At 74.3% G+C, this 16740-nt stretch carries 14 protein-coding genes; 5 read left to right on the plus strand and 9 right to left on the minus strand.

All coding sequences use genetic code 11. The features are described from left to right. Positions 1-156 precede the first annotated feature (156 nt). Positions 157-1110 carry a universal stress protein gene (locus GV155_RS19350; protein ID WP_160011776.1) on the plus strand — a complete coding sequence of 318 codons (954 nt, stop codon included), beginning with the start codon at positions 157-159 and terminating at the stop codon, positions 1108-1110. 7 nt (positions 1111-1117) lie between these two features. Here the strand turns inward: GV155_RS19350 and GV155_RS19355 are convergent, their stop codons facing one another. Beyond that, positions 1118-2815 carry a sensor histidine kinase gene (locus tag GV155_RS19355; protein ID WP_160011778.1) on the minus strand — a complete coding sequence of 566 codons (1698 nt, stop codon included), beginning with the start codon at positions 2813-2815 and terminating at the stop codon, positions 1118-1120. A gap of 154 nt (positions 2816-2969) precedes the next feature. Here GV155_RS19355 and GV155_RS19360 point away from each other — a divergent pair, with 154 nt between their 5' ends. Next, on the plus strand, positions 2970-5696 hold the full coding sequence (locus tag GV155_RS19360; RefSeq protein WP_160011780.1) for an HAD-IC family P-type ATPase: 2727 nt from the start codon (positions 2970-2972) through the stop codon (positions 5694-5696). Positions 5697-5720: 24 nt separating this feature from the next. On the opposite strand, the gene GV155_RS19365 is transcribed toward GV155_RS19360, so the two are convergent. Next, complete coding sequence (locus tag GV155_RS19365; protein WP_160011782.1) at positions 5721-6620, minus strand: carbamate kinase; 900 nt, start codon at positions 6618-6620, stop codon at positions 5721-5723. 45 nt (positions 6621-6665) lie between these two features. On the opposite strand from GV155_RS19365, the gene GV155_RS19370 reads away from it, so the two are divergent. After that, the gene (locus GV155_RS19370) at positions 6666-7430 is read left to right on the plus strand and encodes a response regulator (protein ID WP_160011784.1); all 765 of its coding nucleotides are present in this window, start codon (positions 6666-6668) and stop codon (positions 7428-7430) included. 198 nt (positions 7431-7628) lie between these two features. On the opposite strand, the gene GV155_RS19375 is transcribed toward GV155_RS19370, so the two are convergent. The 7 genes from GV155_RS19375 to GV155_RS19405 form a co-directional block, all read right to left on the minus strand. Next, positions 7629-8690: a universal stress protein gene (locus tag GV155_RS19375; protein ID WP_160011786.1), complete on the minus strand. Its 1062-nt coding sequence runs from the start codon at positions 8688-8690 to the stop codon at positions 7629-7631. A 185-nt stretch (positions 8691-8875) separates the two neighbouring features. After that, a complete protein-coding gene (locus GV155_RS19380) occupies positions 8876-9403 on the minus strand; it encodes a flavodoxin family protein (protein WP_160011788.1) in 528 nt (175 codons plus the stop codon). Next, entirely contained in the window at positions 9400-10494 is a 1095-nt protein-coding gene (gene argF / locus GV155_RS19385) for an ornithine carbamoyltransferase (RefSeq protein WP_160011790.1), read from the minus strand. Before argF ends, GV155_RS19380 begins: the two co-directional genes overlap by 4 nt. After that, positions 10491-11720 (minus strand): arginine deiminase, encoded by a 1230-nt coding sequence (locus GV155_RS19390; protein ID WP_160011792.1) that lies wholly within the window; start codon positions 11718-11720, stop codon positions 10491-10493. Before GV155_RS19390 ends, argF begins: the two co-directional genes overlap by 4 nt. A gap of 29 nt (positions 11721-11749) precedes the next feature. Beyond that, entirely contained in the window at positions 11750-13150 is a 1401-nt protein-coding gene (locus GV155_RS19395) for an amino acid permease (protein WP_160011794.1), read from the minus strand. Beyond that, complete coding sequence (locus GV155_RS19400) at positions 13147-13818, minus strand: BON domain-containing protein (RefSeq protein WP_160011796.1); 672 nt, start codon at positions 13816-13818, stop codon at positions 13147-13149. Before GV155_RS19400 ends, GV155_RS19395 begins: the two co-directional genes overlap by 4 nt. 110 nt (positions 13819-13928) lie before the next feature. Further along, entirely contained in the window at positions 13929-14597 is a 669-nt protein-coding gene (locus tag GV155_RS19405) for a BON domain-containing protein (RefSeq protein ID WP_160011798.1), read from the minus strand. A gap of 107 nt (positions 14598-14704) precedes the next feature. Between GV155_RS19405 and GV155_RS19410 the strand changes: the two genes are divergently transcribed. Together GV155_RS19410 and GV155_RS19415 are read left to right on the plus strand one after the other, a co-directional pair. Further along, positions 14705-15619: a universal stress protein gene (locus GV155_RS19410; protein WP_160011800.1), complete on the plus strand. Its 915-nt coding sequence runs from the start codon at positions 14705-14707 to the stop codon at positions 15617-15619. 59 nt (positions 15620-15678) lie between these two features. Further along, positions 15679-16725, plus strand: coding sequence for a zinc-dependent alcohol dehydrogenase (locus GV155_RS19415; protein WP_160011802.1), 1047 nt, complete (start codon positions 15679-15681; stop codon positions 16723-16725). Positions 16726-16740: the final 15 nt, after the last annotated feature.

The following is a 16740-nucleotide window of genomic DNA, read 5'->3' on the forward strand; positions in this document are numbered from 1 at the left end:
CCGTGGCCCGGGTCGAGGGACGTCGTCATCCCTCCAGCCTGTGGTCGTCGGTGTCCTGCACTCAGGGGCCGAGGGCCTGGCGTAGCGGGACCTAAGACCGTACGGAGTGACCGATGGACCATGTCCCGGGAGCCCCGGTGCGGCGACGGTGGTCCGGTGACGACCCGCAGGCCGACCCGCTCGCCCGCACCAGGCAGCACCACGCCCGGCAGCACCGCGCCGCCGCCCGGGACCGTGCTCGTCGGGATCGACGGCTCCCCGCAGTCCGACCGGGCGCTCGACTGGGCGGTGCTCCAGGCGCGTCTCGAGCACCGGGCGCTGACGCTCGTCCACGCCGCCCACCTCGGTGCCGCCGCCGAGACGCTGTGGTTGGGGACCCCGGGCACGGACCTGCGTGGAGTGGCCGACGACCTGCGGCAGACCGGTCACGCACTGCTGGTCGCGGCCGAGGCCCGGGCCGCGCGCGCCGACCCCTCCTTGGTGGTGCGGTCCGTGCTGAGCACGCACGACCCCCGCGACGCCCTCCTCGAGCTGGCCGGTGACGCCGCCCTCACCGTGGTGGGCTCACGTGGTCGCGGTCCCGTCGTCAGCCTGCTGCTCGGCTCGGTCAGCGTCGCGGTGGCCCGCCTCGCCGCCGGCCCCGTCGTGGTGGTGCGGGGCGAGGAGCGCACCCGCCGCCCGCGGTGCGTCCTGGTCGACGTCGACGGGACCGCGGACTCGGTCGCCGCCGTCGAGCTGGCCTACCGCACCGCGGCCCAGCGGCACCTGCCCCTCACGGCCCTCAACGTCGTCTTCGACGACGTCTTCCGCCGGACCGGCGTCCACCTGGTCCGCGAGGACGACGACCGGGTCGCCGACCACCGGATGCTGCTGTCGGAGTCCGTGGCCGGCATGCACGAGCGGTACCCCGAGGTCCGCGACGAGCTGGTCGTCGAGCGGGGGCTCCGGGTCGACCAGCTGGTCGGTGCCTCCCGCCACGCCTCGCTGCTGGTCGTCGCGGCCCGTCGCCGGGGCCGGGTGGACGACCTGGTCCACGACTCCGTCGTGACCAGGGTGGTCGAGCACGCGCACTGCAGCGTCGCGGTGGTGGCGGCTGGCCCGACCGCCTGAGGCGCCCTCACCCCGGCGGGGCGTCACCCAGTGGCACCGTCCAGGTCAGCAGGGTGCCGCCCCCCGGCGGCGTGGTCGCCGTGAGGGTGCCCCCGAGCCGTACGGCCCGCACCCGCAGGTTGTCGAGCCCGCTGCGCCGGGAGCCCTCGCCCAGTCCGACGCCGTCGTCGGCGACGGTGACCACCAGGGTGGACGGGTCGGCCTCCACCGACACCGCGACCTGCCGGGCCCGGGCGTGACGGGCGGCGTTGCTGAGGCCCTCCCGGACGACCGCCTCGACGTCCTCGTGCATCGGCGGGTCGACCAGCAGGTCGAGCGGGCCGCGGAAGGTGACGGCCGGTGGCTCGGCCAGCAGCATCCCGACCCCGGCCACCACGGCGAGGACCCGCGTCCGCAGCCCGTCGGTCGGGGCGGCGGTGTCGTGCAGCCCGAAGATGGTGGTGCGGACCTGACGGATGGTGGCGTCGATCTCGTCGACCTGCGCCCCCAGCCGGTCCGGCAGGGGCCCTGGGGGCAGGGCCGAGCGGACGCTCTGGATGCCGAGGCCGGCAGCGAAGAGCCGCTGCACCACGTGGTCGTGCAGGTCGCGCGCGATCCGGTCCCGGTCGTCCACCTGCTCGAGGCGGACCCGGACGAGGCGGGCGTCGGCCCGGTCCAGGGCCAGGGCGGCGTGGTCGGCGAGCGAGGCGGCGACGTCCAGGTCGAGCTCGGTGAAGCGGGGCTGACCGCGGTCGCGGAGCACCAGGATGCTCCCCCGCATGCCGACCTGGGACGTCAGCGGGAGCGCCATCGCCGGGCCGCACTCGGCGACCGGGAGGTAGCGCGGGGCAGGCTCCCCGCCCTCGTCGAGGAGCTCGTCGACCAGCTCGTCCACCAGCTGCGGACGCCGGCTCCGCAGGCAGCGTCGCACCAACCCGTCCCCGGGCGCGATCTGCTTCCCGAGGACCTGGGCGCCCGACCGGCCACTGACCCGGTCCGCCCCGACGTCGGTGAAGGGCTCGTCCGCACCGTTCGTCAGCACGACCGCCACCAGGTCGGCGCCGGCGAGCTCGCGCACCCGGTCGGCGACCAGCTGGAGGGCGTCGACCTCGGTCTCGCTCAGCAGCTCCTGGGTGATCTCGGTCGTCACCGCCGTCCACCGCTCCCGCCGCTGGCTCTCCCCGAACAGGCGGGCGTGGTCGATGGCGATGCCGGCGGTCGTCGCCAGCGCCTCGACGAGCACCTGGTCGTCCTCGCTGAACGCCCCGGGCACGGTGTCGGCCAGGTAGAGGTGGCCGTACACCTCGTCGCGCACCTGCAGCGGGACGCCCAGGAAGCTCGCCAGCTCCGGGTGCCCCGGAGGCACGCCGACCGAGCGCGGGTCGGCGTTCATGGACGCCAGGCGGACGGGCCGGGGGTCCTCCGGCGACAGGGCCAGCAGCCCCCGTCCGACGGGCAGCGCACCGATGGCCGCGACGGTGGCCTCGTCCATCCCGGTGTGCACGAACTGCTCCAGCAGGCCGTCGGTCCCCAGCACGCCGATCGCGGCGTACGGAGCCCCGACCAGGTCCACCGCGGCCTCGACGATCTGGCGCAGCGTGCGCGGGAGGTCGAGGTGCTCCACCGCGAGCCGGTTGGCCTGGAGCAGCCTGCGCAGCTGCGCGGGGGTGGTCGTGCGCAGCTCGGACGCCCCGGGGTGGTTCCCGGTCGGTTCACGCAGTGGCACGGTGTCGCTCCTCGCGTGTCGGTGGGACGTCGTCCGAGGCCGTCGGATCGCGGGGCACTCCCCACCGTACGCACGTCGGGCCGGTGCCGCAGGTCCCGAGCGGCCGGGGCCTCGGGCACTGCCACCACGCGCCCGCCTCCCGCAGGCTCGGAGGATGGACCTCGACCTGGCGCCCTCGGTCTCCTCGCGCCCGTACGCGACCCCCGTCGCCGAGGAGCTCGCCCGGCTCGGCAGCGACGGGCGCGACGGGCTCACCGAGACCGACGCGGCGGCCCGGCTGGCCGAGCACGGGCCCAACGTCCTGCCGGAGGAGGCCGGCGACCCGGTCTGGCGGCGGGCCCTGCGCCAGCTGGCCGACCCGCTGATCTACGTGCTGCTGGCGGCCGCCGCGACGACCCTCGTCCTGCGCGAGTACGTCGACGCCTCCGTCATCGCCGCGGTGGTGCTCGTCAACGCGACCGTGGGGTTCGCGCAGGAGACGCGGGCCCTCGCTGCGCTGGCCGGTCTGCGCTCCCTCGCGCTCGCCGAGGCCCGGGTGGTGCGCGACGGCCGGGTGCGTACCGTCGGCTCGGCCGACCTCGTGGTCGGCGACCTCGTCGCGCTGCAGGCCGGGGAGAAGGTGCCCGCCGACCTCCGCCTGGTCGACGCCGTCGACGTCCGGGTCGACGAGTCGGCGCTGACCGGGGAGTCGGACCCGGTCGCCAAGGCCGACGCGGTGCTGGCGTCGGGGACCCGGGTCGCGGACCGCAGCACCATGCTCCACGCCGGGACCCTGGTGCGCACCGGCACGGCCCACGGGCTCGTCGTGGCCACCGGGGAGGGCACCGAGCTCGGCGCCATCCACCGCCTGGTCAGCAGCGCCACGCCCCTGGCCACCCCGCTGAGCCGCAAGCTCGCGCGGTTCGGCTCCCTGCTGACGGTGGTGATCGTCGCGCTGGCCGCGGTGACGTTCCTCGTCGGGCTGCTGCGTGGCGAGGACGCGCCGACGATGTTCGCCGCCGCGGTCGCGCTGGCCGTCGGCGCCATCCCGGAGGCGCTGCCCGCCGCGGTCACCGTGGTGCTGGCGATCGGCGTGACCCGGCTCGTCCGCCGCCGCGCCGTGGTCCGGCGCCTGCCCGCGGTCGAGACCCTCGGCGGCACCACCGTGGTCTGCACCGACAAGACCGGGACCCTGACCACGAACCAGATGACGGTGCGCGCGATCTGGACGCCCGAGGCCACCTACGACGTCTCCGGCGCCGGGTACGACCCCCGGGGCGAGGTGACGCGGGACGACGTCGTCGCCGACCCGGCCCGGGACGCGGCGCTGCGCTGGAGCCTGACGGCCGGGTCGCTGTGCAACGACGCGGGCCTCGACCACGACGGCTCGCAGTGGCTGGTCACCGGGGACCCGACCGAGGGGGCGATGAAGGTCGTCGCGCTCAAGACCGACGTCGCCGGTGCGGCGGCCGAGCGTTTCACCCGGGCCGCGACCATCCCCTTCGACGCCCGTCGGCCGTTCATGGCCACGCTCCACGAGGCCGGCGACCTCCGTGCCCCCGTCGTGCTGGTCAAGGGCGCGGTCGAGCAGGTCGCCGCGCTGTGCCTGACCCAGATGGGCGCCGACGGCGGTACGCAGCCGCTGGACCACGCGGTGCTGTCGCGGGCGGTCGACGACCTGGCCGCCCGCGGACTGCGGGTGCTGGCCACCGCGGTCGACCTCGACGGGTCGGCCGACGGGTTCACCGCCGACGGGCTGCCCGGCACGGGCCTGGTGCTGACCGGGCTGCAGGCCATGCTGGACCCGCCCCGGCCGGCCGCCGCCGGAGCCATCGCGGCCTGCCTGGCGGCCGGCATCGAGGTCAAGATGATCACCGGGGACCACGCGGCCACCGCGGCGGCGGTCGCCGCGGAGCTGCACCTGGACCCGCGGGCCGCCCTCCCGGGCGTGATGACCGGTGCCGAGCTCGCCGCGCTCGACGAGGACGCCTACCGGGTCGCCGTCAGCGCGACCCGGGTCTTCGCCCGGGTCGCGCCCGAGGAGAAGCTGCGCCTGGTCACGGCGCTGCAGGCCCAGGGCCACGTGGTCGCGATGACCGGCGACGGCGTGAACGACGCCCCGGCGCTGCGTCGCGCCGACATCGGCATCGCGATGGGCCTGGTCGGCACCGAGGTGGCCAAGGACGCCGCCGACATGGTGCTGCTGGACGACGACTTCGCGACCATCGAGGCGGCGGTCGAGGAGGGCCGCGGCGTCTTCGACAACCTGGTGAAGTTCATCCTCTGGACGCTGCCGACCAACATGGGCGAGGGCCTGGTCATCCTGGTCGCGGTGCTCCTGGGCACCGCGCTGCCGATCCTGCCGACCCAGATCCTCTGGATCAACATGACCACGGCGGTCCTGCTCGGCCTCACGCTGGCCTTCGAGCCCCGCGAGCCCGGCGTCATGCGGCGCCCCCCGCGCGCGCCGGACCGCCCCCTGCTCACCGGTCCCCTGGTCTGGCGCACCGTGCTGGTCGCCGGGCTGCTGGTCGCCGCCTCGTCCTGGGTGTTCAGCGCCGAGATCGCCCGCGGGGCGGGCCTCGACGTGGCGCGGACCGCGGCGGTCACCGTCTTCGTGCTGGTCGAGATCACCTACCTGGTCAGCTGCCGCTCGCAGACGCGCGCCTCGTGGCGGCTCGGCCTGCTCAGCAACCCCTGGGTGGTCGGCGGGATCCTGGTGCAGCTGCTGGCGCAGGCCGCCTTCACCTACCTGCCGGTGATGAACACGGTCTTCGGCACCGCACCCCTCGATGCCGGGACGTGGGCCCGGGTGCTGGCCGTCACCGCCGCCGTCACGGTCGTGATCGCGGCCGACAAGGCGTGGGCCGTACGCCGTGGTGCCCCGGCAGCCGTGCGCTGAGCCGGCCTGAGCCGCTCGATCGCGTCAGCGGAGCTGGGTGCCGGCGGTGCCGGCGACCACGGCGGCAGCGTCGTCCAGGGCGCCGATCGCGGCGCGTCCGCCCGTGTCGGCGACGAAGGCGGCGGCCGCCGCCACCTTGGGACCCATCCAGCCCGCGGGGAACTCGTCGGGGGTCAGGTCCGCGGCCCGGACGTCCCTGAGCGGGTGCTGGTCGGGGGTGCCCCACCCGGTCATCACCGCGGGCACGTCGGTCAGCAGCACGAGCACCTCGGCACCGAGCCGGGTGGCGACCAGGGCGGCCACGAAGTCCTTGTCGACGACCGCGTCGACCCCGGCCAGGCCGTGGGCCCCCTCGACGACCGGGACCCCGCCGCCCCCGGCGAGCACCACGGTCGTCCCGTGCTCCAGCAGCAGGCGCGCGGTGTCCACCTCGAGGACGCCGGACGGCAGCGGCGAGGCGACCACGCGGCGCCAGCCGTCGCCGTCCGGCTTCACCGTCCAGCCCTCGCGCGCCGCGAGCTCGTGCGCCCTGGCCTCGTCGTAGACGGCGCCGACGAACTTGGTGGGGTCGGCGAACGCCGGGTCGTCCGCGGCCACCAGGGTCTGGGTCACCAGCGTCACCACCGGGGTCCGCAGCCCCGCGTTGACCAGGCCCTGCTGGAGCCAGTAGCCGATCAGGCCCTGGGTCTCGGCGACGAGCTCGCTGAAGGGGTACGGCCGGGAGAGCCCCGCGTCGGCCGCGGTCTCGAGCGCGAGCATCCCCACCTGCGGCCCGTTGCCGTGGACCAGCACCACCTCGTGCTCTGCGGCGACCGCGGCCAGCGTCGGCGCGGCCCGGGCCACCCGCGCGACCTGGGCGGCGGCGTCGGGGACCTCGCCCCGCGGCAGCAGGGCGTTGCCTCCGAGCGCGACCACGACCTTCATCGCGCGGGCCGGGTGCTGTGGGTGCGGGCGCGCGCGGCGGGTGACATGGTCCTCACGCTCGCACGCGGCACCGGCATCACGCTGGGGACCAACGGCCCTGTGCACCCGGCCCTCCGGGTGCGACGGTCGAAGGAGGCGTCGGCCGACGCCAGGGACAGCCGGGAGGCCACCATCGAGGACCAGAAGATCCGTGTCTACCTGCTCGACGACCACGAGGTCGTACGGCAGGGCCTGCGAGCCCTCCTGGAGGGTGCCGGCGACATCGAGGTGGTCGGCGAGTCGGGGTCCGCGGTGGACGCCACGAACCGGATCCCCGCGCTGCGACCCGACGTGGCCGTGCTGGACGGTCGGCTGCCCGACGGCTCGGGCGTGACCGTGTGCCGCGACATCCGCTCCGTGGACCCCACGATCAAGGCGCTGATCCTGACGTCCTACGACGACGACGCGGCGCTCTTCGCCGCGATCATGGCCGGCGCGGCCGGGTACGTCCTGAAGGAGACCAAGGGCGGTGACCTCGTCACCGCGGTGCGCGAGGTCGCGGCCGGCCGGTCGTTGATCGACCCGGCGCTGACGGCCAAGGTGCTGGAGCGCGTACGCCACCCCGCCCAGACCGCGGCCGAGCTGCGCGACCTCACCGACCAGGAGCTCCGGCTGCTCGCCCTGATCGCGGAGGGCCTGACCAACCGTCAGATCGGCGAGCGGATGTTCCTGGCCGAGAAGACGGTCAAGAACTACGTCTCGAGCATCCTGTCCAAGCTCGGTCTCGAACGGCGTACCCAGGCCGCGGTGCTCGCGACGCGCCTGCTCTGAGCGTCGGCGGACCTCGTGGCCTGCATGGGGAGTCTCGAGATCGGGGTCGACCTCGTGACGAACGTGTCACGAGAAGCAGGCGGCGCGGCCCCCAGGACCTGCTTCTCATGACACGAGCCGTCGGCGCATCCGCGCGACTGCCTCCCGGAGTGTCCGCAAGCGTCACCTCGAGGCGCCGCGAGCGTCATCTCGGCGGGGTCACGACTCCGGGGGCGGGACGACGACGACGGGACCCGGGGCGTGCAGCAGCAGCGCCCGGGTGGACGACCCGAACGAGGCCCCGGGGGTGTGGACCAGGCCGGAGTGACGCCCGACCACGGTCAGGCTGCTCGAGGCCGCCGACGCCACGAGGTGCTCCGAGGCGCGTCCCACGACGGTCTCGACCCGGACGTCGAGGCCGGTCGGGCGACCCGCGAGGCCGGCGACCCACGACTCGATCTCGGAGGCACGACGGTCCTCGTGGGCTGCGAGCTGGTCCTCGGACCAGGCGAGCTCCGGCGGGGGGTCCCAGCTGCAGAGCACGCGCAGTGCGACCCCGTGACGGGCCGCGTACGCCGCGGCAAAGGTCACGGCTGCCGCCGCGGCCTCCACCCGGTGGCGGCGCACGTATCGGCCCGTCCCGCCCGCGGCGGGGGTGCGGAGGTCGGCCGGGTGCAGGTCGACGCCGACCGTCACCGGGTCGGTGGTGTCCCGCGACCCGGGCGGCGGCCAGTCGTCGGGCACCACGGCGACCGGCACCGGGCAGCGCCCAGCCACGGCCATCGAGGTGCTGCCCACGACCCAGCGGCGGACCGTGCCGAGCCGGCGCTGGCCGATCACGAGCAGACCGGCGTCCGGGCAGGCCTCGAGCAGCACCTCCCCTGCGTGTCCGGTGGCGGTCTCGCTCGTGACCTGGGTCGCGGCCGAGCGTGCCTCACGGTCCCGCAGCCCCTCCACCAGGGCGTCGAGCGCGGGGCCGGCCTCGTCCCACCCGGGCTCCGGGTACGGCGTCGCCAGGTGCCCGAAGGCCGGCGTCAACGGCTCGACCGGCGCGCAGGCCGTGAGCAGGTGCAGCGGGCGCCCCGAAGCCCGCGCGTCGGCGACGCCCCAGGCGAGGGCCCCGAGGGGGCGGCCGGTGGACTCGTCGGCCCGCGTGCGTGGGTCCTGCCCGGTGTCGACGCCGACCAGGACCCCACCGGGCGGGGTGCGGGTGGGGCGGGTGCCCGGCAGTCCGGAGACCTGCACGGATCTGCGCCGGGGCCTGCTGCTGGTCATGCTCATGATGCCTCCTCGGGGCGGACGACCCGCCGTACCCCAGGTTTGTCCCGTCCACCCGACGCCGCAGGGGCCGAAGGTCCGCTCAGGTCCTGCCGAGGGTCCGCAGCCGCTGGTGGACGGCATCCACGACGAGAAGGCCGGCGGCAGGCGGACGCCGGCGCCGTAGTCACCTCCCGGTCACCGCGTGGTCAGCGCGTGGTGACCGCGAGGTGGCGGCCCCAGCTGCGCGCCCGCGACAGCTCGCCCTCGGCCAGCGGACCCCGGACGTCCTCGACGTAGAAGCTGGTGACCTCACCGACGTCGAGCCCGCGCTGGCGCAGCAGCCTGGCGGTGCGGCGTGCCGCGGACCCGGGGAGGTGCCGGACCTTCGTGGCCCTGGTGTCGAAGACGGCCACCGCGCCGGGGGCCTCGGCTGCGTCGGCGGACGAGGCCGACCGCGGCTCCAGCGCCTCCAGCCACTCCCGTACGCCGGTGGCCGCGTCGGCGGCCCCCGCACCCTTGATGACAGCCTCGGCCCGGGTGGCGGGCCGGCTGAGGGTGAAGGTGTGGGTCGGGGCGCCCAGGACCAGGAGGTCCTGGGCGAGCTCGTGGTCGCCGGCGTCCGCCACGCGGCACCGGGTCACCTCGGCCCCCTGGTCCCGCAGCCCCTCGCAGATCGCCTCGGCCACCTGCTCGGTGTTGCCGAACATCGACTCGAAGACCACGGCCACCCTCACAGCGACCACTCCCCCGACGGCGGTCCGCTGGCCAGCCCGTCCGACCCGCCCAGGGTCGCCACCATCACGGCCTTGATGGTGTGCAGCCGGTTCTCGGCCTGGTCGAAGACGATCGAGGCACGCGACTCGAACACCTCGTCGGTGACCTCGAGCGAGCTCAGGCCGGTCTGCTGGAAGAGCTCCTCACCGACCTCGGTGCCCCGGTCGTGGAAGGCCGGGAGGCAGTGCATGAACTTCGTCTCCGGGTTCCCGGTCGAGGCCATCAGCGCGGCGTCGACCTGGTACGGCGTCAGCAGCGCGATCCGCTCGGCCCACGTCTCGACGGGCTCGCCCATGGACACCCACACGTCGGTGTGGACGAAGTCGACCCCGGCCACGCCGGCGTGCACGTCGTCGGTGAAGGTCAGCCGGGCGCCGGTGGTCGCGGCCACGGCGCGTGCCGCCGCGACGATGTCCGGGGGCGTCTGGAGCGAGGCCGGGGCGACCATCCGCACGTCCATGCCGAGCAGGGCGCCGGAGAGCAGCAGCGAGTGCGCGGTGTTGTCCGCCGCGTCGCCGACGAAGGCGAACGAGACGTGGGCGTCGGGCTTGTCGACGTGCTCGCGCATCGTCAGGGCGTCGCAGAGCGACTGGGTCGGGTGCCAGAGATCGGTCAGCCCGTTCCACACCGGCACGCCGGCGTGGGCCGCGAGCGTCTCGGCGGTCGCGTGGCTGAACCCGCGGAACTCGATCGCGTCGTACATCCGGCCCAGGACGCGGGCGGTGTCGGCGGTGGACTCCTTGTGCCCCATGTGCGAGCCGGTGGGGTCGAGGTAGGTGACGTGGCCGCCCTGGTCGTGCGTGGCGACCTCGAAGGCGCACCGGGTGCGGGTGGAGGCCTTCTCGAAGATCAGGGCGACGTTGCGCCCCCGCAGGTGCTGGACCTCGCGGCCCTGCTGCTTGTCGGCCTTGAGGCACTCGGCGAGCATGAGCAGGTGGCGCCACTCCTCGGGGGTGAAGTCCAGCTCGCGCAGGAAGTGCCGTCCGCGCAGGTCGAGATGGTGGCGGCGCTCGCTGACGACGGGCTCGACCGGGCCGACCGCGGTGCTCATGCCTCCACCGCGTCACGCTCGATCGGACAGGTCATGCAGCGCGGCCCACCGCGGCCACGACCGAGCTCCTCGCCCACGACGGGGATCACCGTGATCCCCTGCTCGCCGAGGTAGGCGTTGGTCACGGTGTTGCGCTCGTAGCCGAGCACCACGCCCGGCGACACCGCCAGGAAGTTGTTGCCGTCGTCCCACTGCTCGCGCGCCGCGCCCCGCTCGTCGATCGGGCTGCGCAGCAGCCGCAGGTCGGCCACCCCCAGCAGGTCGGCCAGGACCGGGAAGAGCTCGGTGTTCTCCTCCACCTTGAGCTCGCCGGCGTCGTCGAGACGCGTGAGGGTGAAGGACCGCAGCTTCTCCGGCAGGTACGGGAACAGGCAGAACGCGTCCGTGTCCACCATCGTCATCACGGTGTCCAGGTGCATGAACGCCCGGGAGTGGGGCAGCTCCACCACCAGGACGGTGTCGACCGTGCCTGCCCGGAACAGGCTGCGGGCCAGGATCTCGATCCCCTGCGGGGTGGAGCGCTCCCCCATCCCGATCATCACGGCGCGGTGGCCGAGCACGGTGATGTCCCCGCCCTCGATCGTCGCGGTCTCGTGCGCTGCGGAGTCGTTGCCGTAGAGGAAGCGCATCGGTCCGCCGGTGAACATCGGGTGGAAGTTGTAGACGACCCGCGAGTTGAGGGTCTCCCGGCGCCGGGCCTGCTTGGCCATCGGGTTCACCGAGACACCGTCGTAGACCCAGGCGGAGTTGTCGCGCTGGAAGAGGTGGTTGGGCAGCGGCGGCAGCAGGAAGTCGTCCGGGCCGAGGTGCTCCATCAGCAGGCTTGGCGCCTGCAGCAGCGACGACACGTCACGCTTCAGCACGCCCCCGATCAGCAGCTCGGCCAGGACCGGGGCCGGGGCGGAGCCGACCAGCTCGTCGAGCGGGCCGTCCAGCGCCGGGCCGAACCGGGTGGCGGTCGTCAGCCGGTCCTGCAGGAACACCCGGGCCCGGGGGGCGTCGAGCGCCTCGGCGAGCAGCGTGGCGAACTCGTGCACCACGACGCCGCTGTCCCGCAGCTGCTGGGAGAACGCGTCGTGCTCCTCGCGGGCGCGCTCGGCCCACATCACGTCGTCGAAGAGGAGGTCGTCGACGCTGTCGGGGGTGAGCCGGTCGAGCTCGAGCCCGGGGCGGTGGACGATCGCCTGCCTCAGGGTGCCCACCTCGGAGTCCACGTGGAAGGTCATCGGGTGCCTGTCTGTCGGTCGGGTGGTGGTCATCGGTACGCCGGGACGTCGGCCGGCTCGGTCATCCCGCGACGCATCGCGAGGTAGACCGGGATCCCGGCGAGCGAGGCGCCGCCGGCCATCAGGAACGGGCCCCAGACGACGTACCAGGAGCTGCCGGTGTTGCGGGAGTAGTAGATGAACGCCACCGACATCAGCAGCGCGACACCGGCGACCGTCAGGTCGAGCGCGAGCCGCGGCGTCGGTCCGGCGCGGCGGTCGCGCAGCCGCCAGCTGATCTGGGCCAGGGCCGAGAAGGCGTACGGGACGGCGGAGGTGATGCCGGTCATCAGCACCAGCGTGGTGAAGACGGTGGCGCCGCTGGCGCCGAGGTAGCTGACCACGACGGCCACCGAGGCCAGCGCGGTCGAGGAGACGATGCCGAACGCCGGCACCCCGCGGGCCGAGAGCACCCCGAAGCGGGACGGGAAGAGCCCGTCGCGGGTCGCTGCCAGGGGCATCTCGGCGCAGATCATCGTCCACCCGTTGAGGGCGCCGATGCCGGAGACGATGACCGCCAGTGCGACCAACTGCCCGGCCCACGAGCCTCCGACGACCGCGTCCGCCGCAGCCGAGTACGACGCCCGGTTCTCGTCCAGGGCCAGGGCCCCGGCGGGGAGGATGCCGAACACGGCGACCAGGGAGAGCAGGTAGACCACTCCGCTGGCCACGGTGCCGAAGATGGTGGACCGGCCGACGTTGCGGGCGGGGTCGCGGACCTTGGCGGCGGCGACGGAGGCGGTCTCGACGCCGAGGTAGCTGAACAGGCAGATGGCCATGGCTCCGCCGACGGCGGCCAGGTCGGTGTCCCCGCTGGTGTTCCAGGGCGTGAAGTTGCCCCAGGTGATGAAGAAGAGCCCGAGGGTGGACATCAGGGCGAGCGGGATGAACTTGAGCACCGTGGTCCACACCTGGAAGACGCCCATGGAGTGCACGCCGGCGAGGTTCACCGCGGCCGGGATCCACAGCCCCACCAGGGCGATCAGGATCGACCAGCCCACGGCGCTGCCGGTGTTGACGAAGGTCTCGACGTAGTAGACCCAGGCCACGGCGATCGCGGCGTTGCCGGCCCACGCGGTGATCCAGTAGGACCAGGCGTTGCTGAAGCCGATCCCGTTGCCGAAGGCGGCACGGGCATAGGCGTACGGCCCGCCGTCGGCCGGCAGCCGGCGCGACATCACCGCGAAGAGCATGGCCAGGGACACGGCGCCGACCGTGGCGACCCCCATCGCCACGAGGCTGATCGGGCCGTAGCCGGCGATCGCGTAGGGCAGGCTGAAGATGCCGACCCCGATGATGCTGCCGACCACGAGCGCGGTGGACTGCGGCAGGCCGAGCCGGGCGCCGTCGTCCGCCGTGGCCTGCTCGCTGCGGTCCTCGGTCTGCGTCATGAGGAGGCGACCCGGAGCCGGTTGTGCACCGTGCTGACACCGGGCGCCGCCCAGGCGAGGGCGTCCACGTCGTGGCGCTCGGCCCAGGTGCCGACGGTGCCGGTGATGGTCACCTCGCCGTCGGCGCCGGCGGTGACCGTGCAGCGGTGGGCCTCGACGACCGCGTGGCGCACCAGCGCGTCCTCGATGCCCTGACGCAGCTCGATGGTCGAGACGACCGGGGTCACCGTGACGTGGTCGAGTACCTCCTGGACGCCCTTGAGGTGACGCACGCTGCGGACGGCCGCCTCGCGCTGGTAGTGCCACGGCACCTCCCCGCTGACCGTGACGACGTGGTCCGAGACCGTGGCCGTCGCCGCGTCGGCCGCGATGTCGACCGCGGCCTCCAGCGCGGCGTTCGCCGCCCGGGCGATGTCGGTGTCGCTGGTCCCGGCGTACGTGCTGCGGACGGTGATCCGCTCAGCGATGGCGTGCACGCCGGGGACCCGTTGGACGGCCTGCTCGGCCAACCGCTTCTGGGGATAGGAGGTGACCTCGCCCGCGAGCGTGACGGCGCCGTCGGTGACCCCGACCCCGATCCGGGTGGCGTCGACCCCGGGCTCCCGGTCGAGCTCCTCGAGCAGCAGGTGTCGCAGGGTGGCGTCGCTCCGCACAGGTCTGGTCGTCATGACTCCGACACTCGTCCCGCGGGGGCCGACGCACCCAGGGCCCGAAGGCCCCCGAGGGCGTGCCCGTCGGTCCTCGTCCGCCGACGGAGGACCCGGGTCCGACGCCGCGCTCACGGCAGCACCTCGAGCCGGTTCCGGACCGAGGTCACGCCGGGCGCGGCCCAGGCCACCCGTCCGACGGCGGCCTTCTGGGCTGCGGTCGTGACGGCCCCGTCCACGGTCACCTCACCGTCCTCGTCGACCGAGACCAGGCACCTCCGGGCATCCAGGACCGCTTCTCGGACCAGGACCTCCTCGATGTCGGTCCGCAGGGCGCTCAACGACACGGGTGGTGCGAGGACGATGTTGTTGCGGACGTCCCGGACGCCCTCGAGGCGGCGGACCGCCTGGCCCGCGGCCTCGCGCTGGTGCTGGTGCGCCACGGCGCCGTCCAGGGTCACGACCCGGTCCTCGACCATCGCGGTCACCAGGTCGGCGTCGATGGCGGCCTCGCTCTCCAGCGCGAGCCCGACGGCGCGCGCGACGTCGGTGTCGTTGGTGCGGCCGCGGGAGCTGCGCACGGTGATCTCCTCGGCCACCGCGTGGACGCCCTTCACCCGATGGGCCGCCCTCTCCGCCAGCCGCTTCTCCGGGTAGGTCTCGACCTCGTCGGACAGGGTGACCGCTCCGTCGGTGACGCCGACCCCGATCCGGGTCGAGTCCACCCCGGGGGCCCGCTCCAGCTCCCCGACGAGGAGGTCCTTCAGGATCGTGTCGGGGTGCTGCCGGCTGGTGGTCATGGTCCGACCATGACCTCGGTGCACCACCATGGTTCAGGGTCGGAGGTCCTCGCCCCGCGGTCCGGTCGGCCGTGGCGCAGGCCTCCCGACGACCCGAGGGTGGAGGCATGTCCTCCATCTCGTCGCCCACCACCATCACCCCCGGCAGCATCGTCGTCGGCGTCGACGGGTCGGCCTCGTCGACCCGGGCGCTCGACTGGGCCGTGCGCCAGGCCGTCCTCGAGCACCGGCCCCTGGCGCTCGTGCACGCTGCTCATCTCGGTGTCACCGGGGACGGCCTCTGGGAGACCGTCCCGGGCGCGGAGGTCTCGCGGGTGCTGGAGGACCTCGCCGCGACCGGGCGGGCGCTGCTGGCCGACACCGCCGCCCGCGTCCGGGACCAGGAGCCCAGCGTCGAGGTGCAGGAGGTGCTGAGCACCGACGACCCCCGTGACCTGTTCCTGGGTGGCGCCGCCACCGCGGCGATGACGGCCCTCGGGTCCCGGGGTCTCGGTCCGGTGAAGAGCCTGCTCCTGGGCTCCGTCAGCCTCGCGGTCTCCAAGCACGCGACCGGTCCGGTCGTCATCGTCCGGGAGACCGCGCCCGAGGCGGCGCACGGTGGCGTCGTGGTGGACGTCGACGGCACGGCCGACTCGGTGCCGGCCATCGGGATGGCCTACCGCACCGCCGCGTTCCGCTCCCTGCCGCTCACCGCGCTGCACGTCTTCTGGGACGCGGTCCACCGCGACAGCGAGGAGCACACCGTCCGCGACGACGAGGCCGGCCTCGGCGACGTCCGGGCCCTGCTCTCCGAGTCGGTGGTCGCGATGCAGGAGCAGTACCCCGAGGTCGACGACCGGCTGGTCCTGCAGCGCGGGTTCCGCGACCGCCAGCTGATCCGCGCCGCCGAGACGGCTGCCCTCGTGGTCGTCGGCGCCCGCCACCGCGGCCGCATCGACGACTTCCTGCACGCCTCGGTCGCCGCGACCGTCGTCGAGCACGCCCGGTGCGACGTCGCCGTGGTTCCCGCCGGCACCCCCTGATCCACCTCACCCGTCACCACCCCGCCCGTCCTGGTCACTGACACAGAAGAGGTCCTGCCATGAAGGCAGCCGTCGTCACCGCGTTCTCCGCACCGCTCCAGATCCTCGACCGCGAGGTGCCGGCGCCCGCGCCCGGCCAGGTGCTCGTCCGGCTCGAGACGTGCGGGCTCTGCCACACCGACATCCACGCCGCCGGCGGTGACTGGCCGGTCCAGCCCGGTCTCCCGTTCGTCCCGGGCCACGAGGGTGTCGGCCTCGTGGAGCAGCTCGGCGCCGGCGTCCGCGACCGCTGGGTGGGAGAGCGTGTGGCCATCGCCTGGCTGGGGTCGGCCTGCGGCGCCTGCCGCTACTGCGTGGACGGTCGCGAGACCCTCTGCACCGCGCAGCAGAACAGCGGCTACTCGGTCGACGGCGCCTTCGCCGAGTACGCCGTGGCCGACGCCACCTACGTCGTCCCCGTCCCCGACGGCGTGTCGTCGCTCGACGCCGCCCCGCTGACCTGCGCGGGCGTGACGACCTACAAGGCGATGAAGGTCGCCCGCGTCGCTCCGACCGAGCTGGTCGGCGTCTTCGGCATCGGCGGCCTCGGCCACCTCGCCGTCCAGTACGCGCGCATCCTGGGGGCCACCGTGGCCGCGGTCGACATCGAGCCGGAGAAGCTCGCCCTCGCCCTCGAGCTCGGCGCCACCCACGCCGTCGACGCCGCCCAGGAGGACCCGGTGGCCGCCCTGCAGGGGCTCGGTGGCCTCGACGTGGCCGTCGTGCTGGCCGCCTCCCCCGAGGTCTTCGAGCAGGCCTTCGCCTCGCTGCGCCGCGGCGGACGGCTCGTCTGCGTCGCCATGCCGGCCGACGCCGGCACGATGCAGGTCCCGATCTTCGAGACGGTGGTGAAGGGTCTGAGCATCCTCGGTTCGATCGTGGGCACGCGCCAGGACCTGGTGGAGGTCTTCGCGCTGCACGCCGCCGGTCTCACCCGGGTCATCGCCGAGACGCGCGACCTGGAGGACGTCAACGAGGCGATGGCCGAGGTGCTCTCGGGTCGCGTGCCCGCTCGCCTGGTCTTCGAGTTCGCGCCTGTGCCGGCGTCGTTCCCCGTCACACTCTGACGGACCGCGTCACCC

It is taken from the genome of Nocardioides sp. AX2bis, assembly GCF_902506435.1.
Classification (GTDB): Bacteria; Actinomycetota; Actinomycetes; order Propionibacteriales; family Nocardioidaceae; genus Nocardioides.

Bases quoted from the DNA above. Each gene is read 5' to 3' on its own strand.
- GV155_RS19360 (WP_160011780.1), top strand. From the start codon at position 2,970: ATGGACCTCGACCTGGCGCCCTCGGTCTCCTCGCGCCCGTACGCGACC.
- GV155_RS19365 (WP_160011782.1), bottom strand. From the start codon at position 6,620: ATGAAGGTCGTGGTCGCGCTCGGAGGCAACGCCCTGCTGCCGCGGGGC.
- GV155_RS19370 (WP_160011784.1), top strand. From the start codon at position 6,666: ATGGTCCTCACGCTCGCACGCGGCACCGGCATCACGCTGGGGACCAAC.
- GV155_RS19375 (WP_160011786.1), bottom strand. From the start codon at position 8,690: ATGAGCATGACCAGCAGCAGGCCCCGGCGCAGATCCGTGCAGGTCTCC.
- argF (WP_160011790.1), bottom strand. From the start codon at position 10,494: ATGAGCACCGCGGTCGGCCCGGTCGAGCCCGTCGTCAGCGAGCGCCGC.
- GV155_RS19390 (WP_160011792.1), bottom strand. From the start codon at position 11,720: ATGACCTTCCACGTGGACTCCGAGGTGGGCACCCTGAGGCAGGCGATC.
- GV155_RS19395 (WP_160011794.1), bottom strand. From the start codon at position 13,150: ATGACGCAGACCGAGGACCGCAGCGAGCAGGCCACGGCGGACGACGGC.
- GV155_RS19400 (WP_160011796.1), bottom strand. From the start codon at position 13,818: ATGACGACCAGACCTGTGCGGAGCGACGCCACCCTGCGACACCTGCTG.
- GV155_RS19405 (WP_160011798.1), bottom strand. From the start codon at position 14,597: ATGACCACCAGCCGGCAGCACCCCGACACGATCCTGAAGGACCTCCTC.
- GV155_RS19410 (WP_160011800.1), top strand. From the start codon at position 14,705: ATGTCCTCCATCTCGTCGCCCACCACCATCACCCCCGGCAGCATCGTC.
- GV155_RS19415 (WP_160011802.1), top strand. From the start codon at position 15,679: ATGAAGGCAGCCGTCGTCACCGCGTTCTCCGCACCGCTCCAGATCCTC.